Consider the following 25,647-nt stretch of genomic DNA (forward strand, 5'->3'; position numbering starts at 1 on the left):
GCGAGGTCACCTCAGAGGCCCTCGGCTACCCGATGCCCGATGTGACCACCCCCATTTCCGCACCCGTTCCCGCGCCGGGGAAGGTCGCCACCAGGCACGCGCCGAGGAGCAGGCCGGGACCGTGCGGCACCCCGCCGTTCCCGCGGGCGGCGACCAGGCAGAACCGCCATCCCGCGGTCCGCACCGCGCGGACTACCCGCGCCACGGCCGCGGTCGTCGCCACCGCCAGCGTGACCAGCGAGGCCAGGCAGGCCGCGACGACGAGCGCGGGCCATCCGACCGCACCGAGCGCATCGCCGAGGGCCGCCGCGAGCTTGACGTCCCCCGCGCCCAACGAGCCCGGCACCACGAACCGCACGAGCAGATGAGCACCGGCGAAGGCAACCACTCCAGCCACGGCGCCGACGACGAGGCCGGTGTCGACGCCGTCTCCTGGTCCGCTCACCGCGGCGACAACTACCGCTGCCAGCACCAGCGGGACGGCGGGCAGCGTCACCACGTCCGGCAACCGCCGGTACCGCAGGTCCGCAGCCGCCAACGGCACCGCCACCGCGGTGACCACGAGCGGAACCGGCAGCCACCACCACGGCAGCCCGCCCACCGCGGCACGCCATGCCAGCCACGCCCACACCGCGCCGGTCGCCACCACGCAGAGCCCCGGCGGCACCGCGGCCGGACTCCGGGATCGCGCCAGCGCCAGGCACACCGCCCACGCCGCGAGCGCACCGCCCACCGCGAAGACACCGACCCCGGGCACCACGGCACCTGCCGGAACAGTGCTCGCCGAAACAGTGCTCGCCGAGGCGGTGCTTGCCGGGACGGTGGTTGCCGAGACGCTTGCCGAAACGGTGCTCCCGACGAGGCCGCTCACGTGTTCGCTCATCACGCAGCACAGCCTGCGGTTCCGCGACGACCAGGGCAAACGGCCCGCGTCGCGAGATGCACCGCGCCGTGCGCAGCGGCCCCGAGGATCACCCGTGCGGCTCAGCCGCAGCGGCGTGAACGGTCCGTTCGCGCCGCCCGCTCCGCACCCGCTCGCTGAACGCGGGGCGACCCGGAGAGTTCAGTCGCATCGGACACTCAAGCTCCGAGGGCCCTCGAGCGCGTCACAAACTCGACAGAACTCGACCGCCTCGAGCGATCAGGCGTTCCAGGTGAACAGCTCGTCGCCAGGGCGCACCGTCGCCCCCGTCTCGGCGGTCGCCAGCGCGCTCTGCTCGGCGTCGAGCGCGATCACCGGCACGATCGGCGCGTACCCAGCCGCGCGCACCGCCGCCGGATCCCATCCGACCACCGGCTGCCCCGCGCGCACCCGCTCGCCTTTGACCACGTGGAGCGTGAATCCCTCGCCCTGCTGTTTCACCGTGTCGATCCCGAGGTGCACCAGCACGGCCCTGCCGTCGTCGGCCGCGATCACGAAGGCGTGCGGGTGGACGGTGGCGAGCGTGCCGTCGATCGGAGCGACGGCGTCGGCGGGCCCGTCCTGCGGTTCGACCGCGATTCCGGGCCCCACCATGGCCTGCGCGAACACCGGGTCCGGCACGTCGGCGAGGCCGGCGACGGTGCCCGCGACCGGGCTCTGGACGGTCAGCGCCGCGGTCACAGCAGGTCCTGGATGTCCTCGGCGATCGTGTCGGCCTCGGGGCCGACCACGACCTGCACGACCGTGCCCGCCTTCATCACGCCGTGCGCGCCTGCCTGTTTGAGCGCGGCCTCGTCGACGACCGAGCCGTCTTCGAGTTCACAACGCAGCCGCGTGATGCAGCCTTCGATCTCCACCACGTTGTCCGCGCCGCCGAGTGCCGCGAGGATCTTCTCCGGCCTGTCGTCCGCCATCGCGGCCTCCCTGCTGTTCGAATCCACTGTTCGCGTGTGACCTGGTGTCGCGACGTCCCGTGCCATGGACCGGTCGGATTCCGCGTCGCCGCGGGCGCCGCCGGTACGGGTCCATCTTCCGTACGAACGGTAACGGCTTGACACCCGGTCGTGCGACGGAGCATTCTCCCACCTCGACCGAGTGGTCTAGACCGGAACGTACCACCGCAGCGACGCGGAACGCCGATACCGAAACGCTCACGGTGGCGCCGGTTTCCCGCTAGTCTTCCGCCCCAGGCCGTCCAGCCGGACGACCCGAGGCGGACCCGCCCCGACCGGCCGCACACGGAGGACGTCATGAGCGATCGCGCGAAAGGCAAGCGCCCGGGCCTCGCCGGCCTGCAACGTTTCGGGCGCAGTCTCATGCTGCCCATCGCCACGCTTCCCGCAGCGGGCCTGCTCAACCGGCTCGGCCAGGACGACATGCTCGGCCGCTGGGATGCGACCTCGGGCATCGCCGAGGTCATGGCTGCGGCAGGCGGTGGCCTCTTCGACTGGCTGCCGCTGCTGTTCGCCGTCGGTATCGCGGTGGGCTTTGCCCGCAAGGGCGACGGCTCCACGGGCGTGGCCGCCGTCGTCGGCTTCGTGGTCTTCAGCAAGGTCGTCCAGGTCTTCGCACCCATCGAGGAGATCGAGGGCTACTACGAGCAGACCCCGGACGGCGTCGTCGAGCACACCGAATGGTTGCTGCAGCCGATCAAGTGGCCGTTCAGCGTGCTCTCGGGTGTGGTCGTCGGACTCGTGACGGCCGTGTTGTGGCAGCGGTTCCACCGCATCAAGCTCCCCCCGTACCTGGCGTTCTTCGGCGGGCGCCGGTTCGTGCCGATCATCAACTCCGTCGTGCTGTTGCTGATCGGCGTCGTGTTCGGGCTGGCGTTCCAGGTCATCGACGCCGGCATCCAGAACGTCGGCGAGGCCGCGACGAGTGACGCCGTCATCGGCGGCGGTCTCTACGGGCTGCTGAACCGCCTGCTGATCCCGATCGGCCTGCACCAGCTGCTCAACGTGCCGCTGTGGTTCATCTTCGACGGCGGCGACATCAACAACTTCTTCGCCGGCGACCCGAATGCCGGCGCATTCATGACAGGCTTCTTCCCGATCTTCATGTTCGCCCTGCCCGCCGCGGCACTGGCGATCTGGCAGACGGCCAAGCCGAGCCAGAAGAAGGTCGTCGGCGGCGTCATGATCTCCGCAGCGGCCACGGCTTTCCTGACCGGTGTCACCGAGCCGATCGAGTTCGCGTTCATGTTCGTCGCGTGGCCGCTGTACCTGATCCACGCCGTGCTGACCGGTACATCGATGATGCTGGTCAACGCGCTCGACATCCACCTCGGATTCTCGTTCTCCGCCGGCGGGATCGACTTCCTGCTCAACGCCGGGGCCACGGCCGCCAACAAGGCGTGGCTGCTGGTCCCGATCGGCCTGGTCTACGCCGCGATCTACTACGTGCTGTTCCGGTGGGTCATCACGAAGTGGAACCTGCGCACGCCGGGCCGGGAAGAGGACGAGGGCTCCGGTACGGACGGCAGCGACGACGACTCCGACCGCTCGGGCTCCACCTCGTCCAAGGTCGACGCCGGGACCACGGCCGATTCCGCCGCGCAGACCGGTGACGCGCCGGGCGGCGCAGCCGGAGACGGCGTCAGCAGCTGACGGTCGCCCACGACCACCGCCGAACACGTGTGCCTGGCTCTGGCCCGCGCACACCGACGAAAGGAACACACGTCATGCCGCAACGCCGGGTCACCGTGGGCTCGACGGTCGGGCTGCACGCCCGTCCGGCCGCACTGGTCGCGAAGACCGCCGCGGCGCAGCCGGTCACGGTCACGATCGCCAAGGACGGCGGTGACCCGGTGCCGGCGGGCAGCATCATGAACCTGATGACGCTCGGCGCGCAGCACGGCGACACGGTGGTCGTCGCAGCCGAGGACGCGACGGGCGCCGACGAGGCGGTCGAGGCGGTGGCCGACCTCGTCGCCCGCAACCTCGACGACGCCGCGGGGGACAACGCAGCAGGTTGACGACGCAGGGACTCGAGGCGCGGCCCTGCCAGGCCGTGGCCTCCACCCGCTGCCTAGGGTGATGCGCATGGACAGCCTGCGGTTGATCGAACAGTGGCCCGTTCCCCACGCGGCGACGGCGGTCGTCGGTGCCGACGGGACCGTGCTGGGCACACACGGCGACACGACGCGGGTGTTCCCGCTGGCATCGGTCACGAAGCTGCTGACGGCCTACGCGGCGCTCATCGCCGTGGAGGAGGGTGTCGTCGACCTCGAGACGCCCGCGGGCCCGGACGGCGCGACGATCCGCCACCTGCTGGCGCACACCGCGGGCCTGGCGTTCAACGAACACAAGGTTCAGGCGCCTCCCGGCCAGCGCAGGCTGTACTCGAGCTCGGGTTTCGAGCAGTTGGCCGACGCGCTCACCGAACACTCCGGGATCCCCTTCCCGCAGTACCTGTCGGAGGGCGTGTTGCAACCGCTCGGTATGACGAACACGACGTCGACCGATTCGCCGGGCGCGGGTTCTGCGTCCACGGTGGACGACCTCGTGCGGTTCGCCGCGGAGCTGCAGTCTCCGACGCTGATCGCCCGCTCCACTCTGGACGAGGCGACCTCGGTACAGTTCCCCGGCCTCAACGGAGTCCTTCCCGGACTGGGTCACCAGAAGCCGAACGACTGGGGCCTGGGTTTCGAGATCCGGGACGGCAAGAGTCCCCATTGGACCGGGGCGCACAGTTCGCCGCGCACGTTCGGCCACTTCGGACAGTCGGGCACGTTCCTGTGGGTCGATCCGGACGCCGGGGTCGCCTGCATCGCGCTGACCGACCGGGACTTCGGCCCGTGGGCCGTCGAGGCCTGGCCTGCGTTCACCGACGCCGTGCTGGACGACCTGCCGACGAGGAGCTGAGGCGCTCACCGATCCGGGGCCGAGACGACACCGTCTCGTGACCGCGGTCCACTCCGCTTCCACTAACATCGGCCGGGACCGTGCACCGAGGCCACGGCGGAAACGATGGAGGTGTCGGGCGACGTGTCGAGTATCCGGTTCACGGCAGCGACACTGGCGGGATTGGGCGCATTCCAGACAGGACTGGCTGCGGGAGCACCGTGGGGACACATGGCCTACGGCGGCAGCCATCCCGGACGCCTACCGACGAGACTGCGCACGGTCAGCGCAGTCGCCGCGGCCGGATACGGCGTTGCCGCCGCCCTCGTCGCGACCGAGCGCGGCACCGTGACCAGCCGTCGCATCGGCCTGACCTGTCTCGCCGGTTTCCTGGGCTTCGGCACAGCACTCAACGCCGTGTCGCCGTCGCGCACCGAGCGGATCTGGGCTCCGGTGTGCGCGGCCACCGCAGTCGCGGCGTGGCGGGCACGCCCGCCTGCCTGACCACCTGCGATCAGCCGGCCGTGGCCTCCTCGGCGGCGCGTTCGGCGGCCTTCTCCTCGCGCCACTTCTCGTCGTCGGCACCGCGGCGCCAGTAGCCCGAGATCGACGTCCATTCCCTGGCCACGCCGCGCTCGCCGAGCAGCTGCCTGCGGATGTCGCGGACGAAGCCGGCCTCGCCGTGGACGAAAGCATGGACCTGGCCGTCCGGCCACTCCGCGTCGCGCACGGCGGCGGGCAGGTCGTCGCCGCGTGAGCGGTGCAGCCACCAAATGCGCGCGTCGGCCTTCGTGACCAGGGGTTGCTGTTCGGCCTCGTCCTCGACGAGCACGTACACGTGGGCGAGAGCGCCGTCGGGCAAGGCCTCCAGCGAGGCGGCGATCGCGGGCAGCGCACTCTCGTCGCCGACGAGCAGATGCCAGTCCGCCTCCGCCGATGGCGCGTATCCACCGCCTGGCCCGACGAGCAGCACGTCGTCACCCGGGGTCAGTGTCGCAACCCACGGACCGGCCAGGCCCTCGTCGCCGTGGTACACGACGTCGAGCACCAGCTCCCTGGCAGCGGCGTCGAACGAGCGCACGGTGTAGGTCCGCATCCGTGGGCGCTGTTCGGGCGACAGGTCGGCGAGATCGAGTGGATCCGGGTAGGTCACCCCGTCCGGCGCGAAGAGCACCTTGACGTAGCTGTCCGTGCACTCGGTGGACCGGAAGGCCGCGAGACCCTCACCTCCGCAGACGATCCGGATCATGTGCGGGGTGAGACGTTCGGTCCGCAGCACCTGCGCACGCATCACCGGCCTGCTGCGTCCCTGCCGATCGGCCATCTGACACTCCTCACCTCGTGGACGTCCTCACAGGTAAGGCTAACCTTCCGATCACCCGCTCGCAGCAACGCCCGTCACGGCCCGTCACGATGTGGCCGACGGAGCGGGCACCACCTCGGCGACAGCGCCTCTTGACACTATGCCAACAAGGTACGACTGTGTCCGCATGACGCAGTTCGACTACGACGTCCTGGTCATCGGCTCCGGCTTCGGTGGCAGTGTGAGTGCCCTCAGGCTGACGGAGAAGGGCTATCGCGTCGGGGTGCTCGAAATGGGCAGGCGCTTCGCCGATCACGAACTTCCCAAGACGTCGTGGCGGCTGCGCGACTACCTGTTCGCCCCGGCCCTCGGCTGCACGGGCATCCTCCGCATCACCCCGCTCAAGGAGGCCTTGATCCTCTCGGGCGCGGGCGTGGGCGGCGGTTCGCTGGTGTACGCCAACACCCTGTACGAACCACCGGACGCGTTCTACGGCGATCCGCAGTGGTCACACATCACGGACTGGAAGTCGGAACTGGCGCCGTACTACGACCAGGCCAAACGCATGCTCGGCGTGAATCGGTATCCCGGCACGACGCCCGCCGACGAGGTGATGCGGTCGGTCGCCGAGGACATGGGGATCGCCGACACCTTCGGGCCCACCCCGGTCGGCGTGTTCTTCGGCCAGGAAGGGACCAAGCGCGGTGTCACCGTGCCCGATCCCTACTTCGGCGGTGCCGGACCGCAGCGGCGCACCTGCACCCACTGCGGCGAATGCATGACCGGATGCCGGCACAACGCGAAGAACACGACGGTGAAGAACTATCTGTATCTGGCCGAACAGGCCGGTGCGACCGTCCATCCCCTCACCACCGTGACGGAGGTGCGCCCGCGTCCGGGCGGTGGCTACGCCGTGCAAACCACGACCACCGGAAAGCCGTGGCGGAAGCGGACCTTCACCGCCGAGCAGGTCGTGTTCTCGGCGGCGGCGCTCGGCACCCAGCGGCTTCTGCACGCGATGCGCGACCGCGGGACGCTCCCCCATCTGTCCAGCCGCGTCGGCGTGTTGGCGCGCACCAACTCGGAGGCGATCCTCGCCGCCCGTTCACTGGGTGAGGGCACCGAGTACCACCGCGGCGTCGCGATCACCTCGTCGATCCATCCCGACGCCGTGACCCATGTCGAACCGGTTCGCTACGGCAAGGGCAGCAACCTGCTCGGCCTGCTCGGCGCCGTGCTCGTCGATCCCCGCCCCGGCAGGCCACGCTGGTGGTTGGGGCTGAAGGAGATGTGGCGCCAGCGCCGCAACCTGCCCAAGCTGCACAACCCGAAACGGTGGTCGGAGCAGACCATCGCGCTGCTGGTCATGCAGACGCTCGACAACTCCGTCACGACCTACACCAAGCGGGGCAGGCTCAAGACCAAACAGGGCATCGGCGAGCCCAACCCGACGTGGATCCCGGCCGGGCACGAGGTGACCCGGCGCGTGGCCGACAAGATCGACGGGATCCCCGGCGGCGGATGGAACGATCTGGCCAACGTGCCGCTCACCGGGCACTTCATCGGCGGGTGCGCCATCGGCGACTCCCCCGAGACCGGTGTCGTCGATCCGTACCAGCGGCTGTACGGCCACGAGGGCCTCCACGTCGTCGACGGCGCCGCCGTCTCGGCCAACCTGGGCGTCAACCCGTCGCTCACGATCACCGCGCAGGCCGAGCGGGCGATGGCGATGTGGCCCAACAAGGGCGAACGCGATCCACGGCCGCCGCTCGGCGCGGACTACCGGCGCATCACCCCGGTGGCGCCGAGGAATCCGGTCGTTCCCGAGGCCGCCCCCGGCGCGCTGCGCCTGCCCCTGTCCCCGGCGTGAGCGTGGTCGGCGTGCGAAACTGCACCGCATGACCGCCGGATCCGCGCCGAAATGGCGAAGGCTCGAGCCGGACCAGCGCAGGGAACAGATCTTCGCCTGCGCGGCCGAACTCTTCGGCGAACGCCCGTACGCGGCGGTGTCCACGGCCGACATCGCCGCCCGCGCGGGTGTGGCCCGTGGCCTGATCAACCACTACTTCGGCACGAAACGCGAGCTGTACCTGTCCGTGGTGCGCCGGGCGCTGACGTTGCCGCCGTCGGCGGTGGCGACCCTTCCCGACGGGCCGTTGGCCGAACGCACCGACGCGGCCGTCGACTGGTTCCTCGACATGGTCAGCAAGCAACAGAAGACGTGGCTGGCCGCGATCACCCCGGAGGGCATCGGCCGCGACGACGAGGTCGAGCGGATTCTCGACGAGGCCGACCGGGAGGCCGCCACGCTCGTCCTCGAGGCCATGGGGTTCGACCGGTCCGACGCGCGCTGGGAGCAGCTCGTCGCCGTCATCCGCACCTATGCGGGCATGGTCAAGGCGGCCAGCAGGGAGTGGCTGGACCGCGAGACGCTCAACCGCGACCAGGTGCACACCGTGCTCTCGCAGGTGTTGCTCACGCTCGTGTCGGACGTGATCCCGCGGGCCAGGCAGCAGGCTGCTAGCGATAGCTGACGAGGTCGGCCGCCGGTCCGTCGAAGTGGCCGTGTTCGTTGAACGAGATCAGCGTCGTTCCACCACGTCCGGTGGCGACCTTCGTGATGCCCGCGTTCACGGCGACCCTGCTGTAGGGCACCAGATGCGTCTCGGGCGTGCCGAGCAGCAGTCCGCACAGGGTCGCGATCACGCCTCCCGAGGTGAACACCACGGCCTGTTCGCCCTTGCCGAGCGAGGCGGCGACGTCGGTGAGCGCGGCGCCGACCCTGGCGCGGAACGCGGGCCAGCTCTCGGTGCCCGCGCCGGACTCCCCCGCGGCCACCCACGCCGTCAACGCCGATTCGAGGACCTGCTGGAACCCCCGCGGGTCGCTGGCGTCCTGGTGGCGGCCACCACCGTAGGCCCCGAGGACGCCGGCGTCGGAGTACTCGTCCCAGCGCGCGTCCTCCTTCAGCACGGCACCGGGTGCGCACTCGGCGAGTGCGAGTTCGGCCGTCGCCCGCTGCCGCGACAGCGATCCGCACCACGCGTGGTCGACGCGCACGTTCCGGCGAGCCAGTTCGGCGCCGACGAGTCGTGCCTGCCTCCGGCCGAGGTCGGAGAGCCGGTCGTAGTCCGCGGTGCCGAACGAGGCCTGTCCGTGCCGTACCAGGAAGATCGCGCCCATCAGACGAGCCTGCGGAACACGCCGACGGGCAGTGCCTTCAGCAGCACCGACAGCGGCGTCCACGGCCACGAGGGCACGTACGACACCGCGCGCTCGGACTCGATCGCCCTGACGAGGGAGTCGGTGCCCCGGTCGGCGTCGGCGACCAGCGGGGTCCGCCCGCCCGAGCGCGACGTCATCTCCGATTCGATGAACCCGGGAAGGACGGTGCTGACCCGGATCGGACTGCCGTGCACGTCGGCACGGATGCCGTCCGCCAACGCCGAGACCCCCGCCTTGGAGGCGCCGTAGGCCGTCATGTTCCGCGGCATGCCGCGGATCGCGCTGAACGACGACACGACCACCAGATGTCCGGCGTTCTGCTCGCGGAAGATCTCCATCGCCGCCTCGCACTGCGCGAGCGCGGCGACCATGTTCGTCTCGACCGTCTGCTTGTTGGCCTCGAAGTACCCGCTGCCGACCGGCTGGCCCTTGCCGAGCCCCGCGTTGACGACGACGCGGTCGAGCCCACCCAGTTCGTCGCGGAACGACCGGAACACCGAGAAGACGTCGTCGTGCCGGTTGACGTCCAGTCCGGCGGTGGTGACCCGGATGCCGGGGTGCCGCTCGGTGAGTTCGGCGGCGAGTGCGTCGAGCCGCTCGGTGCGGCGCGCGCACAGCGCCAGATCCCTGCCTGCCGCCGCGAAGCGTCGCGCCATGCCTTCGCCGAGCCCGGAGCTGGCTCCCGTGATGAGAATCCTCGTGCGGGTGGTCATTCCGGCACTCTGCCACGGACGCGGCGGTCATGGCCGTGGCGGTCGCTACACCGCCGGAGCCCGGCGCCCCAGGGCCGCCCGCCCTCGCACCCCGGACCGGCGGCGCCCCGAAACGGCCGATGGCCCAGCGCGGCACGCGCTGGGCCATCGGTGAATCGCCGTGAGCGGCGGGATCAGGAGCAGCTCACTCCTGGCCCGTGTTCAGCAGCAGGTTCGGCGTCTCGCCGGTCGGGTTGCTGATCGCACCCTCGGTGGCCGAGGAGGTGAGGGCCTCCGAGACCTCGGCCGGGGTGGCCTGCGGGTTGTCGGCGAGGTACAGCGCCGCGGCGCCGGCCACGTGCGGGGCCGCCATCGAGGTGCCCGACATGGTGGTCTCGCCACCGCCCATGGCGGCCGAGGTGATGTCCACGCCCGGGGCGTAGAGGTCCACCACGGAGCCGTAGTTGGAGAACTCGGCCTGGGCGTCGTTCTCGTCCGAGGCCGCCACCGTGATGGCGGACTCGACCCGCGACGGCGAGCCGTTGCCGGCGTCGGCGCTCTCGTTGCCGGCTGCGGCCACGAAGGTCACACCCGCCTCGATGGCACCTTCGACGGCGGTGTCGAGAGCCTGGTCGGCCGTGCCGCCGAGGCTCATGTTGGCCACGGCCGGACCCTCGGCGTTCTGGGCGACCCAGTCGACACCGGAGATGACGCCCTCGGTCGTGCCCGAGCCGTTGGCGTCGAGCACGCGCACCGGAACGATGCTCGCGCCCTTGGCGACGCCGTACTCGCTGCCCGCGACCGTGCCGGCCACGTGGGTGCCGTGACCCTGCTGGTCGTCACCGTCGCCACCGCCGTCGACGAAGTCCTGGCCGGGCTGCACGCGGTCGCCGAAGTCCTCGTGGGAGGCGTCGACACCGGTGTCGATGATGTACGCGGTGACGTTGTCGGCCGTGGTGCTGTAGGTGTACGAGTCGTCCAGCGGCAGCTCGGCCTGGTCGATGCGGTCCAGACCCCACGACGGCGTCGGCGACTGCGTCTCGGTGGCGTGCACGCGCTGGTTCTGCACCACGTAGTCGACCGACGGGTTGGCGGCGAGGCGCTTGGCCTCGGCCTCGCTGGCCTTGACCGAGAAGCCGTCCAGCGCCGAGCTGTAGGTCTTCGCCACGTCCGCGCCGTAGCGGTCGGCCAGCTGCGTCGCGGCAGTGGTCACCGACTTGGCGTTGAGGCTGTCGTTGAGGACGACGATGTAGCTGCCGTCGACCGCGTTGGGCGTGTTCGCCGAGAGGATCTGCCCCTCCGGCGCCGCAGCGGCGGTTCCCAGGCCTGCGGCGACCAGTCCGGTCACACCGGCGGCCACGACGCCTGCGTTCAGGCTCCGCCTCAGCTTGCGCGAGTTACCCATTCGGATTCCTTCCGTTATCCCCGGCAGGTTCGTGAGTCATGCAAGCTGCGCCGGCAGACTTCGGCAATGATTCACAGTTACCAGTCGTGGATCGTTCACCGTAGTCAGCGATACTCCGAATGGTGTAGTCCTCACGCTGTGCAGCCACGCGGTGACGCGTTACACGATACTGCTAACGTTGGCCATATCGTTATCGGCGCGGCGACATCGTTACCGCCGTCGCTATCGGCTCCGTTTCGAGGCCGTTATCGACGACACCATCAGCGACACAGCACTGGGAGGCGATTCGACAGGTGGGCGGTACCGCATTCTCGGTGGCACTCCGCTCCGCGATCGCGACGAGCGGACTCGGCCTGGACCGAATTCAAGCCCGCCTGCAGGACCACGGAATCGCCATCAGTGTCACGGCGCTGAGCTATTGGCAATCCGGAAAACGGCAGCCGGAGCGCCAGAGCTCCATCTCCGCGGTCCGGGCACTCGAGGAGATCCTCGAGGTGCCGACCGGCTCCCTGCTCGGACTGCTCCCCCCGCCGCGGCCCCGCGGGGCGACCTCCCGGCGCCGGCACGACGAGGGCGACCGTGCCCCGCTCAGCCTGGACCGCCAGCCGGACGTCTCCCTGGTGGGGCTGCACGACCACTGCACCGTGACGAGCAACGGGACAGCCGACCACAGCATCGTCACGGCCAAGGCGGTCTTCCGGGCCCAGGCGGACGGGCAGGACCGCTGGCTGCTGGCCTACCGCCAGGACGGGATGGGTGACGCGGCGGCCACTCCGGCGCTGTCGGCGGTGCGCAACTGCGCCGTCGGCCGTGTCGAAGAAGACCCACAGGCCGGACTCACCCTGGCGGAACTGGTGTTCAGCAGGCCGATCGACACCGGTGAGACTCATTTGATCGAGTATTCCCTCGAATATCGCCACCAACCCGATTCCGATTCCCGGAAAGCACATTTCCGCGAATTCTGGAAGCCGATTCCGGAATACCTGCTGGAAGTCGATTTCGAGCCCGGGAGATTCCCGGAGCAATGCTGGCGTTACTCCCACCGAAGCAACGGCGGTGCCGCCGAATCCCACGACCTCACGATCGACGAGTTGGGCCGCGCCCACGCGATCGCGACGAACTTCGGTCCGGGAGTCTTCGGAATCGGCTGGATGTAGCGACTTTCGTCTGGTCACCCGGGCAAGCGAGGCCGACAGTGGTGACGACCCAGCCTGACCTGGAACATCGCCACACATCCGCACCGAAACGCGCCACATGTCGGCTTCGTCCGTTTCGGACGATCGGCGCGCCCAGCCGCCCTGCACCGTCCACGACGGAGCAGAGGATAGGGCGCCGGGAAGGTCTAGGACAGCTTGTTGCGCAGCAGTTTCCCGGTGGCGTTGCGCGGCAGGGCATCGAGGAATTCGACGTCGCGCGGGACCTTGTAGCGGGCCAGGTTCTCCTTGACGAACGCGCGGACACCGTCGGCGTCGAGGGTCGAGTCTGCGGAACGCACGACGAACGCCTTGAGGCGCTGGCCGAACTCCTCGTCGGGCACGCCGACGACCCCGGCTTCGAGGATCTCCGGATGCTCGACGAGCAGGTTCTCGACCTCGATGGGGTACACGTTCTCGCCGCCCGAGACGATCATCTCGTCGTCGCGTCCGTCGATGAACAGGAGCCCGTCCTCGTCGAAGTGCCCGACATCGCCACTGGCCAGCAACCCGTCGATGATCTCCTTGTTGCGGCCGTCGGTGTAGCCCTCGAACGCCAGCCCGCTGCCCACGAACACCCGTCCGGTGACATTCGGCTCGGTGATGCGCTCGCCCTTGTCGTCGTAGAGCGCGACCCGGCAGCCGACCGGCGGCCGGCCCACGGTTCCCGGTGCCTGCGCCCAGTCCTCCGGGGTCGCGACGGTGGCGACCGCAACCTCGGTCGAGCCGTAGAGGTTGTGGATCACCGGGCCGAAGATCTCGGTGGCGCGGTTGCCGATGTCGGGCGGCAGGGCCGAACCGGCCAGGAAGACGATGCGCAGGCTGGAGGTGTCGTACTTGCCGATCACCTCGGGCCCGAGGTCGATGATCCGCTGGAGCATGGTCGGCACCAGCACGAGGGAGGTGCAGCGGTGCTTGGCCACGCCCCGCAACGCGTCCTCAGGGTCGAACCTGCGCCGCACCACCACCGTGCTGCCCAACGCCAGCGACAGGATGAACTGCGAGATCCCCGTGCCGTGGAACAACGGAGCACCCATGTACGTGGCCTCGCCGACCCGCAGCGGGATCCGGTCGAGGAACTGCGCCGAGTCGAGTCCGGAGATCTTCGGCCGCGGGGCGCCCTTCGGGGTGCCCGTGGTGCCGCTGGTGAGCAGGACGAGTCCGCCCGGCTTCGGCGGAGCCTCGGGAGCGGAGTCGTCCGTCGCCGCAATCAGTGTGTCGAGTGTGGTCACCTCGCCGGCGGTGGCCTCGTCGTCGACCCAGGCGAGGTAGCGGTCGACACCGTCGATACCGCCCAACAGGTCGGTGAACTCCTGGTCGTAGACCAGCACGCGCACCTTCTCGCGTTTGGCGACGTCGGTGAGTTGGGGCCGAGCGAACCCGGTGTTCATCAACAGCAGTGCCGCGCCGAGCTTGTTGGCCGCCAACATGGTGAGCACGAGCCCGCGGTGATCCCGGCACAGCGCCGCGACGCTCGCGCCCGGTCCCACGCCACGGTCGCTCCACGCGCGGGCCAACGCGTTGGACTGTTGGTCGAGTTGGGAGAAGGTCAACGGCCCGCGTTCGTCGACGAGGCCGATGTCCATCGGGTTCCGGCGCGCGGCGATGCGGACGGCTCCGGCGATGGGCCCGAACTTGTTGGTGAGAACCAGTGAACGTACGCCCTCGTCCAGCCGTGGGAACGGCAGCAGGCCTGCCTTCCACATCACGCCTACGCTGCGGGCCTTCTCGGCCATGCGCGTGGTCAGCTCCGTCACCACCGGTGGCGTCATCATCCGGGCACCTCCTCGAGCTCGTGAGCCACAACCTACCCGCTGGTAGGGCAGACGGAGCAACCCTCGCCCGGGCGAACCGGCTGTGGGAGTAACGCACGTCTCACCGACCGGTCCGGGACTGTCCGACCCGTGCAGCAGAATCAACGCCGTGCATGTCATCGTCACCCGGGATCCGACCGGCCGCTTCTCGATGCGCTGCCCGGACGCCGATCTGGTGGTGCCGGACGACGTGGCTGCGGAGGAACTGCCCGCCCGCGCCGAGCGCATCGAACGCGAGCACCGGCCGCGCTGGGTGTTGCCGTCGACCGACCGTGACTACCGCCCCCTGCTGGAAGCCGGCGTCCGGGTGCGCCGCTGCCACGACCTGTCGCTCGTCGAAGGACTCCTGCTGGCCGCCGAGGGCGCCGGCGACCGGCCGCGCTCACTCGCCGCTGCCTACGCGCGTCTGCGCGGACTGCCCGTCCCTGCCGACAACGAGCCGCACGGCCCGCCCGACGACCGCCCCGCCCTGTTCGAGCCGCACGAGACCGGCCTGCCCGCCGGGGTCGACCCCGCCGACGCAGCCGCGGCGGTGCTGTCCGACCAGACCGCGCGAATCGAGCGCCTCGGCAGGCTGCGACTGCTGGCGGCTGCGGAGTCGGCGAGCGCACTCGCGGCCGTCGAGATGTCGACCGACGGACTGCCCTGGCGCCGCGAACGGCACGCGGCGTTGCTGACCGACCTCCTGGGTCCACGGGTGCCGGCCGGCAGCCGACCCGCCGCCCTCGCCGTCCTGGCCGAGCGCATCGCGGCGGCGTTCGGCAGGCCGGTGAACCCCGACCACCCCGACAGCGTCGTCCGGGCGTTCGGCAGGGCCGGGATCTCCGTGCCGTCAGCACGCGCCCACGTGCTCCGGCGCGTCGACCATCCCGCCGTCGCTCCGCTGCTCGAGTACAAGGAGCTCGCCCGGCTGAACTCGGCACACGGGTGGGCGTGGCTCGACCAATGGGTGCACGCGGACCGGTTCCGTCCGGTGTACGTGGTGGGCGGGGTGGTGTCCGGCCGCTGGGCCAGCCGAGGCGGCGCCGCGCTGCAGATTCCCCGCATGCTCCGCGGATGTGTGACCGCCGATCCCGGGTGGAAGCTCGTGGTGGCGGACGCGGCGCAGCTCGAGCCCCGGATTCTGGCCGCACTCTCCGGGGACCGACGGCTCGCACAGGTGTCCCGTTCGACGGACCTGTACACGACCCTGGCCGAGGAGCTGCATCCCGAGGCGGGCGACGACCACCGGCACAGCGCCAAGGTCGCCATGTTGTCGGCCATGTACGGCGGGACGGCCGGTGACGCGGCGGCGACGTTCGCGCTGCTGCGGCGCCGTTTCCCGGACGCGGTGTCCTATGTAGAGCACGCGGCGGCGGCCGGGGAACGCGGTGAGATCGTCCGCTCCCGCCTCGGCCGTACGTCCCCGCCACCGTCGGAGGCCTGGCGCACGCTGACCGGCGGCGACGGAGCCGAAGGACCGGCACGGCGCGCGGCGCGCGACTGGGGTCGGTTCACCCGGAACTTCGTCGTCCAGGCCAGCGCCGCCGACTGGACCGCGGTGCTGCTCGCCGGCCTGCGCGCGCGACTGCCACACCCGGCGCACCTCGTCTTCTTCCAGCACGACGAGGTGCTGGTGCACACGCCGGCCGAGCTGGCCGGCCCGGTCGTCGCCGCCCTCGAGGAGGCCGTAGCGGAGACCACCGCGCTCGTGTTCGGTCCGTCGTGCCCGGTGCACTTCCCCATGCCCGCCGCCGTCGTCGACAGCTACGCCGACGCCAAGTGATCACGCGCGCACGCCGGGACCGCGCCTGCCGGGGCACCGCCGACGTAAACTACGTTTACCTTCGAGGTCCGGGTCCCGAGCCCAGTGGGAGGCAGAACGGATGAGCAGCACGTCCCCGATCATCACCGCCGACAGCACGGTCGGCGAATGGCTGGCCCATCCGGAGGGCGGGACCGCGCTCCGGGAGATGCTCGGCGAGTCCGGTTTCGGCGCCGAGGTGCTCGAGCCCGTGGCCGCGCTGCCGCTGTCCGAACTGGTCGGGCTGAGCCAGGGCGCCCTCACCGACGACGTCGTGCAGGCGCTCGTGCGGCGGGTCAACGGGGGCGGCACCCCGTCAGCACGGGACGCACAGGCCGCGGCGGAGACGACAGAGGCGACGGCGGCGACGGGACCGTGGCGGGAACGCGTCGTGCCCGGCCGGTTCGACGGTCGAACGGTCGTCGTCACCGGCGCCGCGTCGGGGATCGGCAGAGCGACCGCGTCCCGCATCGCTCGCGAGGGCGGCCACGTGGTCGCCGTCGACATCACGGCCGAGGGTCTCGACAACCTGGCAGGCGAGTTCGACAGCGCCGTCTCCCCGGTGCCGGCCGACGTCACCCGCGCCGAGGACATCGACCGGATCGTCGCGGCCGCGGGACCGATCGACGGTCTGGCCAACGTCGCCGGTGTCACCGACGACTTCTCCCCCGCCCACCAGACGTCCGACGAGCTGTGGCGGCGGGTGTTCGCGGTGAACGTCGACGGCCTGTTCCGCCTGACGCGCGCCGTGCTGCCCGCGATGCTCGACCGTGGGCGCGGGTCGATCGTGAACATCGCCTCCGAGGCGGCGCTACGCGGCAACGCGGCGGGTGCGGCCTACACCGCCTCGAAGCACGCCGTCGTGGGGCTCACGAAGAACACGGCGTTCATGTACGGCCACCGCGGTATCCGGGTGAACGCGGTCGCCCCCGGCGGTGTGGCGACGGGGATCGCCGCGGGCGGCGGGCCCGTGTCCGAGTGGGGCCGGGAACGGACCGCGCCGTTCCTGCGCAGCATCCCGCCGATCGCCACCGCGGCCCAGCTGGCCGCGTCCATCACGTTCCTGCTCAGCGACGACGGTGTGAACGTCAACGGCGCGATTTTGCCCTCCGACGGCGGTTGGTCGGTGCAGTGACCAACCCCGGAGACGTGCCGTCCCGCATCAGGTCTCCGGCGTGATGATGTCCTGCACGATCGCGCCGTAGCGCCGCACCAGTACGTCCCGTTCGGACTCGAGCGCGTGATCACCGACGATCCACAGCGAGTACAGCAGGCCGCCGACCACGGCCGCCGCCATGCGCGCCCGCAGGTCGGCGTCCACACCGGACAGCCGCGCGCGCAGCGGGGCGACGAGCGAGTCCTCGTGCACCTCGCGCAGCCGCTCGGCGATCCGCTCCTCCCCGCTCCCGCGCACCAGCGCGAGATGGACGTCCCTGATGTCCTGCTCGCTCGAGAGCACGACGTCGACGAACCGCTCGCCGAACCGGTCGATCGGCACGTCCAGGAGTGGTTCGTCGTCGATCGTGAGCCGCATCGTCTCCAGGAACAGTTCCTCCTTGCTCCCGAAGTACCGGATCACGAGGGCAGGGTTGACCTCGGCAAGCGCGGCGATGTCGCGTACCGGCGTGCGCGCGTAGCCGCGCTCCCGGAACAGGCGGGACGCGGCCGCCCGAATCGCCTCCCTCGTGGACCGTCCCGACGCGCGTGTGGCCATGCACGTCAGGCTAGTGAGCCCGCACGGTCACCGCCCGCACGGTCCGCATGCACCGCCGGCGGACGAGCCCGTGCGAGGGCGCGCCGGAACGTCACGCAGGCGGGTCGAACCGCCCGTCCACGGCGGTCCAGCCGCCGTCGACCATGAGCGTCGAACCGGTCACGTAGGTCGAGGCGTCCGAGGCCAGATACACCACGGCTCCGGCGAGTTCCGAGGGCTGCGACCACCTTCCGAGCGCGCTCTTGGCCGCGTACGCGTCGTACCACTCGGGGTGGGCCTTGATCTGAGTCGTCAACGGGGTCTCGACCACCCCCGGAGCGACGGCGTTGACCCGCACTCCCGCGCCGCCGAACTCGGCGGCCGCGGTCTTGACCAGTTGCACCGCCCCCGCCTTGGTCGCGGCGTAGACCGACTGCCCGGGTTCCACCACCTGGCCGCGGACGGAGGAGAACACCACGATGCTGCCCGCACCGCGCTGCACCATGCGCCGCCCGAACGCCTGCAGCACGATGAACGTGGCCTTCAGATTGAGCCCCACGACGCGGTCGAACTCCTCCGGGGTGTAGTCGAGGATGCGCTTGCGGACGTTCATCGCCGCGGTGAGCACGACGACGTCCGGGCCCGCGACCTCGAACGAACTCGCGACCCGTTCGACGGCGTCCGGGTCGGTGAGGTCGAGCTCGAGTGCGCGTCCGCCCACCGTGTCGGCGGTGGCCTCGGCCGCGGCCCGGTCCCGGTCGGCGCAGGTCAGCTCGGCGCCGTGGGCGGCGAGCGCCGACGCCACCTCCTGTCCGATACCGCCTGCTCCGAGAACCAGCGCCCGTTTGCCGTCGAGCCGGAACAGCTGCGAGTAGTCCGTCATCGAAGGTCCTTCCACTCTCATTCCGGCCGGATGACGGCCATGCGGGTGACGGTCAGTTCCTCGATCGCGAAGCGAGGCCCTTCCCTGCCGATGCCGGAGTCCTTCACGCCGCCGTAGGGCATGATGTCGGAACGGAAGCCGGGCACCTCGTTGATCACGACCCCGCCCACGTCGAGTTCCTCGATCGCGGCGAACGCGGTCGCCAGGGATCGGGTGAACACGCTGGCGTGCAGGCCGTAGCGCGAACGGTTGACCAGTTCCAGTGCGGCGGTCAGATCCGGAACCGTGCGCACGGCCACGACGGGCGCGAAGATCTCCTCGCACCATGCGCGCACGTGCTCGGGCGGGTCGAGCAGCACCGTGGGCTCGACGGCACCGTCCACGACGGACCCACCGTGGGCGACGGTAGCGCCGGCTCCACGCGCCTCGTCGATCCAGTCCAGCACCCGCCTGGTCGACGCCGCGTCGATCAGCGGCGCGATCCGCGTGGCGGGGTCCCGTGGGTCGCCGACCGTCAGCTCCCCGATCCGCGCGCTCAGCCGTGCGACGAACTCCTCGCGCACGGGCGCGCACACGATGACCCGCTGTACGGCGATACACGCCTGGCCGTTGAAGTAGAAACCGCCGCGCAGCACGGCGTCGACGGCCTTGTCGAGGTCGGCGTCCACATCGACCACGAGGGCCGCGTTGGAGCCGAGTTCCAGCAACACCTTGCGCGGCGCCGCGTCACGGGCGATCCGGTGGCCGACCTCGGCCGAGCCGGTGAACGACACCGCGGCGACCCGCGGATCGGTGACCAGCGCCCTGCCCACGTCCGCGTCTCCGGTCACCACCTGCACGATTTCCTGCGGTGCACCGTGGCGACGGGCCGCCTCGCGCACGAGTTCGGCGAGCCACAACACGCTCAACGGCGTCGCGGGCGCGGGTTTGCAGATCACCGGGCAGCCCGCGGCGATCGACGGTGCGATCTTGTGACTGGCCAGCAGCAGCGGGGCGTTGAACCCGGCGATGCCGACGACGAGACCGATCGGCTTCCGCGTCCAGTACCCGAGCATGCCCGCGCCGGAGGCCTGCAGGTCGAGCGGCACGGTCTCGCCGTGGATGTGCGCGACCTCCTCGGCGGTGGCCTGCCAGGTGAAGAGGGTCCTGGTGGCTTCCACCTCGCAGTCGGCCCTGGTCTTGCCCGTCTCGGCGATGAGCAGGTCGACGAACTCGTCGGATCGCTCGCGCAGCTGCGCCTCGACGTCGAGCAGGATCGCCCTGCGCGCCTCGGAGGTGAGCCTGCGGACCGCACCGCGGGCGGCCGTGCCTGCCTCGAGCGCCGCCTCGGCGTGGGCGACCGAGCCGACCGGGGCCTCGGCGACGTGGGACCCGTCGTACGGGAACACGACCGGTGCGGTGGTCTCCGCGGCCATCCAGCCGTCGCCGATCGGCAGTCCGGGACGCAGATCGGGCACTGCGAAGCCCGCGGAATCCATCAGTTCGTCTCCTTCGGACGTCATCGTCCAGTACCGAGTCCGCTGCTGGCACGGGGCGCTGCTGGTACGACCAGCACGCGTCCTGAGAGAGGATCGCCCAGCGCTCCCTACCGCGTCAAGGTCGGACTCGTCCACACCTCGGAGGCGGACCGGACCCCCCGAACACCGGGAACAGAGTGGGATTCGCACCACAACGTCGCACCACAACGTCGCACCACAACGTCGCACCACAACGTCGCACCACAACGTCGCACCACAACGTCGCATCACAACGGAGTCCCGAACGCACGAGCGGGTTGACTGCCACGGGGCGGTGAGTCACGCTTCTAGACGCTGTATCCAATCCGCTGAGCAAGGAAGGTCGGCGCGCTGTGGGCAGTACGGACGACCGCGCGGATGCCGCCCGGCGGCTGCCGCTCGTGGAGGAGACCGCGTCGGTCATCCGCGAGCGGATCTACGCCCGCCGGTATCCGGCCGGCACGTGGCTGCGCCAGCAACAGCTCTCGACCGAGCTCGGCGTGAGCCGCACGCCGCTGCGGGAGGCGTTCCGGCTTCTCGAGCAGGAAGGCCTGGTCACGGTGACGGCCGGGCAGGGCGCCCGGGTGGTCAGCGGTGATCTCGACACGTTGCTGGACGCCTACGCGCTGCGTGCGGTCGTCGACGGTCTCGCCGCCCGGCTCCTGGCCGAGAACGCCGGCCGCGACGACCTCGCCCGACACGTCCGGAGCCTCCGGCGCACGATCGACGTGCAGCGCGCCACCCTGGACCCGTGGCGTGCCCGCGAGTACACCGCATCCAATGTGGACTTTCACGAGGAGATCGTCCACTTGTCCGGCAACGAGTTCGTCGTCGGACAACTACCCATCCTGCGCATGACCGCGCAGGTCTTCGCACCCGTCGCACTCGTCGAACCCGGCAGTGCGCGACGGGCCATCGCCGAACACACGGCGATCACCGACGCGATCGAAGCAGGCGACGGCGCCGAGGCGGAGCGGCTCGCCCGCGCCCACATCGAGGCGACGACCGCCGAACTCCGCAGCCGGACAACGCGCACCCGAAAAACCCGCGACGCCGCGGAAGGTACCGAAACCAGCGCCACAAAGGAGTGACCCGCCGGTATGCCCAGTTACTACGTCGCCTCCGACATCGGGGGCACCTTCACCGACACGGTCGTGATCGACTCGGCGGGCACGGTCGGCCGGCACAAGTCGTCCACCGTGCCCGACGATCCCGCGCACGGCGTGCTCGACACGCTGGTTCTGGCCGCCGAGGAACGCGGAGTGCCGCTCGACCAGCTGCTCGCCGACGTCGAGGTGTTCGCGCACGGCACGACCGTCGCCACGAACGCCATGCTCGAGGGCCGGGGCTGCGCCGTCGGGCTCATTCAGACACGGGGATTCGGCGACACCCTTCCGATCATGCGCGGGTTCAAGGCGGGCGGGCTCGACGAGGAGGAGACGAAGCGGTTCCGCACGCTGGTCAAGCAACCGGTGGTCGTCCCGCGGACGCTGACCGCGGAAGTGACCGAACGCATCGACTACGCCGGCCGCATCGTCTGCCCGCTCGACGAGGACGACGTCCGCCGCGCCGTCCGTGAGCTCGTCGAGGCCGGTGCCGAGGTGTTCGCGGTGTCACTGCTGTGGTCGTTCGCCTGCGACGTCCACGAACGCCGGGTCGCGGAGATCGTCGAGGAAGAGGTGCCGGGCGCATCGGTCACCCTGTCCTCGGAGTTCCTGCCCCGCATCGGCGAGTACGCGCGCACCCTGACCACGGCGATCAACGCCAGCCTGCGCCCGGTGCTGCGAACCTCCCTCGACTCGTTCGAATCCACGCTCAGCGAGGCGGGCCTGTCCGCCGCGCCGCTGCTGATGCAGTCCAACGGTGGACTGGCCACCTTCGGCGACGTCGAGCGCCGGGCTGCCGCGACCGTGATGTCCGGTCCGGTGGGCGGCGTCGTCGCCTCGCAAGCGCTCGGCGCTCGCGCGGGATACCGCAACATCGTGACCACCGACATGGGCGGCACGAGCTTCGACGTGGGACTGGTGCTCGACGGGCGCCCGGTCATGTCGAACACCACGCTCATCGGCCGCGACGAACTCGCGCTTCCGTCGGTCGCCGTCCGGGCAATCGGCGCGGGCGCAGGTTCGGTCGCGTCGGTGCGCGGCGGGGTTCTCCAGGTCGGCCCCGAGTCGGCAGGGGCACGACCGGGGCCCGCCTGCTACGGCCGCGGTGGCACCCGGCCAACCGTGGCGGACGCCGACCTCGTCCTCGGCTACCTCAACCCGGACAACTTCCTGGGCGGCAGACTGACCCTCGACGTCGACCGGGCGCGGCGAGTCATCGACGAGCACGTCGCCCGTCCCGCCGGGTTGTCGGTCGAACAGGCCGCAGAGGGCATCAAGACCATTGTGGACGCACGCATGGCAGACCTCGTGCGCAAGGTGACCGTGGAACAGGGTTACGACCCCGGAGACTTCGCCGTGTTCGCCTACGGCGGCGCGGGACCGCTGCACGCGTTCTCCTACGGTGCCGAACTCGGCTGCCCGCAGGTCGTCGTGCCGATCACCGCGTCGGTGCATTCGGCGTTCGGGATCGGGTGCAGCGATCTGACGATGGTCGAGGAACTGTCCAAACCGATGCAGACCCCGCCCGGCACGACCGAGCACTCCTCGGCCCTGCCACCGGCCGAGCTCGACGCGACGTTCCGGCAGCTGGCCGAGCGGGCACGCCGCAACCTCGTCGCCGCCGGTGCGGCCGAGGACTCCGTGTCGGTCGCGAAATTCGTGGAGATCCGCTTCCGAGCCCAGATCCACGTGTTGACCGTCCCGATCGAGGCCGAACGGATCACCGCCGCGGACGTGGACGCCATGGTGGACCGGTTCGTCGACATCTACGAGGGCCGGTTCGGCAAGGGCGCCGCCTTCCTCGACGGCGGGGTGGAGATCACGACCTTCCGGGTCGTCGCGACCAGCCCGGTGCCGCGCACGGAGTTCGACGGCAGCACGCTCGGGTCCGCGGCGCCCGCCCGGCCGGACCGCCGGCAGGTCTTCTCCGGCGGTACGTGGCGCGAGGCGGCGGTCTACCGGGCTGACCACCTTCACGAGGGCCTCGCCATCGACGGCCTGGCAATCGTGGAACTGCCCGACACGACCGTGGTGGTCGGCCCCGACCAGACCGCAGGCGTGGACGGTCTCGGCAACATCGTCATCGAGAACCGCTGACCGGGAAGGAGATCCCCATGACCACCACCGTCGACCCGGTCGTCTACGAGGTCATCCGGCACAAGCTCTGGTCCATCAACTCCGAGGGCGCCACCACGGTCGAACACGTCTCGGGTTCGCCCGTCGTGCACGCGACCGACTACAACTTCGGCATCTACACCGCCGCGGGTGAGATGGCGATCATCGGCACCTATCTGCTCACGCCGATCTACACCGGCGCGATGGCGATCGAGGTCTTCCTCGACCGGTACGACGACATCGAGCCGGGTGACGTCTTCATCATCAACGACCCGTACCTCGCCGCCATGCACCAGAACGACGTGCAGTTCTGCAAACCGGTGTTCCGCGACGGCGAGATCGTCGCCTGGCTCGGCTGCATGGCCCACCAGGTGGACCTCGGCGGCATGGACCCGGGCAGCTGGTGCACCACGGCGACGGACGTCTTCCAGGAGGGCATGCGCATACCGCCGGGACGGATCGTGCGCAAGGACGTGGTCAACCAGGAACTGTGGGACACGATCGTCTGCAACTCCCGCATGCACGACACGGTGGCAAACGACTTCCGCGCGTTCCTCGCCGGACTGCGCGTGGCCGAGCAACGTTTCCACGAGCTCTGCGATCGCTACGGTGCGGACGCGGTGCGGGCCACGATGGCGCGAACGCTCGACAACTCCGAGGCCGAACTCAGGGAGATGCTCCGCACGCTGCCGGACGGCGTCTACGAGCACACGTCCTATCTGGACCGCCCGGACGGCAGTGGCCGACCCGGTGACGACGGCATCGAGCTGCTCCAGGTGCCCTGCCGGCTCGAGAAGACCGGCGACCGGATCGTGTTCGACTTCTCCGGGGCGAGTCCGCAGTCACCCGCCTATGGGATGACGACACGCGGCGGCCTGCTCGGCGCGGTGGCGACGCTGATGCTGTGCACGTTCGGCTCGGACATTCCGTGGAACCACGGACTGATGCGGCCGGTGGAGGTCTCCGCGCCCGACGGCCTGTGCGTCACCGCGGTCGAGCCCATGCCCGTCTCGGGTGGAGCGGCCGGCGCCAACTGGACGGCGACCTGTTCTGCGGGCGGAGCGATCGCGAAGATGCTCTCGTTCTCCGAGACCTACGAGAGCTATGCGTTCGGCCCGTCGGACGGTTCGTGGCAGCTCAGCCAGTTCGGTGGCATCGACCAGCACGGCGAACCGTTCGCCTCGATGTACATGGACTCCCTCCTGTGGGGAGGCCCCGCCTTCTCGTTCCGGGACGGGGTGGACGCCGGCGGTGCCATGGTGATCCTCGCGGGCGGTGCCGGCGACGTCGAGCAGCAGGAGATGCGCCACCCCCTGCTGTACCTGTGGCGACGCATCGTTCCCGATTCGGGCGGTGCAGGCCGGTTCCGGGGCGGCAACGGCGTCCAGTTCGCGATGACGCCGATCGACACCGAGGAGGTCACCGGTATCCTCGGCACCCACGGCGTCACGCTACCCAACCGCACCGGCCTGTTCGGCGGTCTTCCCGGTTCCTGCGCCCGGTTCGAGCGGGTGACGGGCGCGGCGCCGCTGGAACGGTTCGGCGCTGGCAACGCGATCGGCCGGCTCTCGGAACTCGACGGCGAGCATCAGGTCCTGCCTGGTGTCTCACCGGCGGCCCGGATCGCCCGCGGCGACGTGTTCGAGTGCACCGTCCAGAACGGAGGCGGGTACGGCGATCCGATCCTGCGCGAGCCGGAACGCGTCGCAGCCGATGTCGAATCCGGTGCGGTGACCGCGGAGGCCGCCGAGCGGATCTACGGGGTCGTCGTCCGCGGCGGAGTCGCCGACGAGACCGCGACCCGGGACCGCCGGGAGCGCATCCGCGCCTCGCGCCGCAGCCGGATGACCGTGCCGGAACGGCCCGCCCACTCCACCGCGACCGGCGAACCGACCGGCATCTGGGGCGCCTCCCTCACGACGCGCGCTGACGGCGACTCCGTCGTCGGGGCCTGCCGGCACTGCGGCACGGTGCTCGGCGAGTTGGGCCACGGCTGGGAATCGGTCGCAGGCCGGGTGCGTCTCGACGGCAACGATCTCGGTGCCCACGTCGCCGTGCACGACACGCTCGACGTGATCGCCTACGTCTGCCCGCACTGCGTGACAGCCCTGTGGGTCGACGTGGAACCCTCCCAGGGCAAGACGTGGCGTGACTTCGCACTGCGCGCCTGACGGC

General features: G+C 70.5%; 23 protein-coding genes. 12 read left to right on the forward strand and 11 right to left on the reverse strand.

What is annotated here, in order from left to right:
* Nucleotides 1-25: 25 nt before the first annotated feature.
* The 3 genes from IF64_RS0110215 to IF64_RS0110225 all read right to left on the reverse strand — a co-directional run bounded on the left by IF64_RS0110215 (nt 26) and on the right by IF64_RS0110225 (nt 1,902).
* The gene (locus tag IF64_RS0110215) at nt 26-757 is read right to left on the reverse strand and encodes a prepilin peptidase (RefSeq protein WP_030531812.1); all 732 of its coding nucleotides are present in this window, start codon (nt 755-757) and stop codon (nt 26-28) included.
* A gap of 384 nt (nt 758-1,141) precedes the next feature.
* Nucleotides 1,142-1,603: a PTS sugar transporter subunit IIA gene (locus tag IF64_RS0110220; protein ID WP_030531813.1), complete on the reverse strand. Its 462-nt coding sequence runs from the start codon at nt 1,601-1,603 to the stop codon at nt 1,142-1,144.
* Nucleotides 1,600-1,902, reverse strand: coding sequence for a PTS sugar transporter subunit IIB (locus IF64_RS0110225; protein WP_084705772.1), 303 nt, complete (start codon nt 1,900-1,902; stop codon nt 1,600-1,602). The genes IF64_RS0110220 and IF64_RS0110225 overlap by 4 nt, the downstream gene beginning before the upstream one ends.
* Nucleotides 1,903-2,172: 270 nt before the next feature.
* Between IF64_RS0110225 and IF64_RS0110230 the strand changes: the two genes are divergently transcribed.
* From IF64_RS0110230 to IF64_RS25375, 4 genes are all read left to right on the forward strand, one after another.
* Nucleotides 2,173-3,528 carry a PTS transporter subunit EIIC gene (locus tag IF64_RS0110230; RefSeq protein WP_048807771.1) on the forward strand — a complete coding sequence of 452 codons (1,356 nt, stop codon included), beginning with the start codon at nt 2,173-2,175 and terminating at the stop codon, nt 3,526-3,528.
* A gap of 74 nt (nt 3,529-3,602) precedes the next feature.
* Entirely contained in the window at nt 3,603-3,896 is a 294-nt protein-coding gene (locus IF64_RS0110235) for an HPr family phosphocarrier protein (protein ID WP_030531816.1), read from the forward strand.
* 67 nt (nt 3,897-3,963) lie between these two features.
* Entirely contained in the window at nt 3,964-4,785 is an 822-nt protein-coding gene (locus IF64_RS0110240) for a serine hydrolase domain-containing protein (RefSeq protein WP_030531817.1), read from the forward strand.
* A gap of 123 nt (nt 4,786-4,908) precedes the next feature.
* Nucleotides 4,909-5,268 carry a hypothetical protein gene (locus tag IF64_RS25375; protein ID WP_036876309.1) on the forward strand — a complete coding sequence of 120 codons (360 nt, stop codon included), beginning with the start codon at nt 4,909-4,911 and terminating at the stop codon, nt 5,266-5,268.
* A 10-nt stretch (nt 5,269-5,278) separates the two neighbouring features.
* On the opposite strand, the gene IF64_RS0110250 is transcribed toward IF64_RS25375, so the two are convergent.
* Nucleotides 5,279-6,088, reverse strand: coding sequence for a siderophore-interacting protein (locus IF64_RS0110250; RefSeq protein WP_030531818.1), 810 nt, complete (start codon nt 6,086-6,088; stop codon nt 5,279-5,281).
* Nucleotides 6,089-6,254: 166 nt separating this feature from the next.
* On the opposite strand from IF64_RS0110250, the gene IF64_RS0110255 reads away from it, so the two are divergent.
* A complete protein-coding gene (locus tag IF64_RS0110255) occupies nt 6,255-7,937 on the forward strand; it encodes a GMC family oxidoreductase N-terminal domain-containing protein (protein WP_030531819.1) in 1,683 nt (560 codons plus the stop codon).
* Nucleotides 7,938-7,965: 28 nt separating this feature from the next.
* On the forward strand, nt 7,966-8,601 hold the full coding sequence (locus IF64_RS0110260; protein ID WP_030531820.1) for a TetR/AcrR family transcriptional regulator: 636 nt from the start codon (nt 7,966-7,968) through the stop codon (nt 8,599-8,601).
* On the opposite strand, the gene IF64_RS0110265 is transcribed toward IF64_RS0110260, so the two are convergent.
* The 3 genes from IF64_RS0110265 to IF64_RS0110275 all read right to left on the reverse strand — a co-directional run bounded on the left by IF64_RS0110265 (nt 8,588) and on the right by IF64_RS0110275 (nt 11,389).
* Entirely contained in the window at nt 8,588-9,250 is a 663-nt protein-coding gene (locus tag IF64_RS0110265) for a histidine phosphatase family protein (protein WP_030531821.1), read from the reverse strand. The two genes, IF64_RS0110260 and IF64_RS0110265, sit on opposite strands and share 14 nt — an antisense overlap.
* Nucleotides 9,250-10,005 (reverse strand): SDR family oxidoreductase, encoded by a 756-nt coding sequence (locus IF64_RS0110270; protein WP_030531822.1) that lies wholly within the window; start codon nt 10,003-10,005, stop codon nt 9,250-9,252. Before IF64_RS0110270 ends, IF64_RS0110265 begins: the two co-directional genes overlap by 1 nt.
* 184 nt (nt 10,006-10,189) lie before the next feature.
* On the reverse strand, nt 10,190-11,389 hold the full coding sequence (locus IF64_RS0110275) for a S8 family peptidase (RefSeq protein ID WP_030531823.1): 1,200 nt from the start codon (nt 11,387-11,389) through the stop codon (nt 10,190-10,192).
* A 293-nt stretch (nt 11,390-11,682) separates the two neighbouring features.
* Here IF64_RS0110275 and IF64_RS0110280 point away from each other — a divergent pair, with 293 nt between their 5' ends.
* Nucleotides 11,683-12,546, forward strand: a complete 864-nt coding sequence (locus IF64_RS0110280; protein ID WP_030531824.1) for a hypothetical protein — start codon at nt 11,683-11,685, stop codon at nt 12,544-12,546.
* Nucleotides 12,547-12,731: 185 nt separating this feature from the next.
* Here IF64_RS0110280 and IF64_RS0110285 read toward each other — a convergent pair whose 3' ends face one another.
* A complete protein-coding gene (locus tag IF64_RS0110285) occupies nt 12,732-14,357 on the reverse strand; it encodes an acyl-CoA synthetase (RefSeq protein WP_030531825.1) in 1,626 nt (541 codons plus the stop codon).
* Between the two features lie 148 nt (nt 14,358-14,505).
* Here IF64_RS0110285 and IF64_RS0110290 point away from each other — a divergent pair, with 148 nt between their 5' ends.
* Nucleotides 14,506-16,161 carry a bifunctional 3'-5' exonuclease/DNA polymerase gene (locus IF64_RS0110290; protein WP_030531826.1) on the forward strand — a complete coding sequence of 552 codons (1,656 nt, stop codon included), beginning with the start codon at nt 14,506-14,508 and terminating at the stop codon, nt 16,159-16,161.
* 100 nt (nt 16,162-16,261) lie between these two features.
* Nucleotides 16,262-17,314 (forward strand): SDR family NAD(P)-dependent oxidoreductase, encoded by a 1,053-nt coding sequence (locus IF64_RS0110295; protein ID WP_030531827.1) that lies wholly within the window; start codon nt 16,262-16,264, stop codon nt 17,312-17,314.
* 27 nt (nt 17,315-17,341) lie between these two features.
* Here the strand turns inward: IF64_RS0110295 and IF64_RS0110300 are convergent, their stop codons facing one another.
* The 3 genes from IF64_RS0110300 to IF64_RS0110310 all read right to left on the reverse strand — a co-directional run bounded on the left by IF64_RS0110300 (nt 17,342) and on the right by IF64_RS0110310 (nt 20,233).
* Nucleotides 17,342-17,893: a TetR/AcrR family transcriptional regulator gene (locus IF64_RS0110300; RefSeq protein WP_030531828.1), complete on the reverse strand. Its 552-nt coding sequence runs from the start codon at nt 17,891-17,893 to the stop codon at nt 17,342-17,344.
* 91 nt (nt 17,894-17,984) lie between these two features.
* A complete protein-coding gene (locus IF64_RS0110305; protein ID WP_030531829.1) occupies nt 17,985-18,755 on the reverse strand; it encodes an SDR family NAD(P)-dependent oxidoreductase in 771 nt (256 codons plus the stop codon).
* A gap of 17 nt (nt 18,756-18,772) precedes the next feature.
* Entirely contained in the window at nt 18,773-20,233 is a 1,461-nt protein-coding gene (locus IF64_RS0110310) for an aldehyde dehydrogenase family protein (RefSeq protein WP_084705797.1), read from the reverse strand.
* 371 nt (nt 20,234-20,604) lie between these two features.
* On the opposite strand from IF64_RS0110310, the gene IF64_RS0110315 reads away from it, so the two are divergent.
* Genes IF64_RS0110315 through IF64_RS0110325 form a run of 3 tightly spaced genes read left to right on the forward strand, consistent with a single transcriptional unit; the run spans nt 20,605 to nt 25,643 of the window.
* Nucleotides 20,605-21,342, forward strand: a complete 738-nt coding sequence (locus tag IF64_RS0110315) for a GntR family transcriptional regulator (RefSeq protein WP_246134693.1) — start codon at nt 20,605-20,607, stop codon at nt 21,340-21,342.
* A gap of 9 nt (nt 21,343-21,351) precedes the next feature.
* On the forward strand, nt 21,352-23,454 hold the full coding sequence (locus IF64_RS0110320) for a hydantoinase/oxoprolinase family protein (RefSeq protein WP_030531832.1): 2,103 nt from the start codon (nt 21,352-21,354) through the stop codon (nt 23,452-23,454).
* A 17-nt stretch (nt 23,455-23,471) separates the two neighbouring features.
* On the forward strand, nt 23,472-25,643 hold the full coding sequence (locus IF64_RS0110325; RefSeq protein ID WP_030531833.1) for a hydantoinase B/oxoprolinase family protein: 2,172 nt from the start codon (nt 23,472-23,474) through the stop codon (nt 25,641-25,643).
* Nucleotides 25,644-25,647: the final 4 nt, after the last annotated feature.

This window comes from Prauserella rugosa (assembly GCF_000719975.1).
Classification (GTDB): Bacteria; Actinomycetota; Actinomycetes; order Mycobacteriales; family Pseudonocardiaceae; genus Prauserella; species Prauserella rugosa.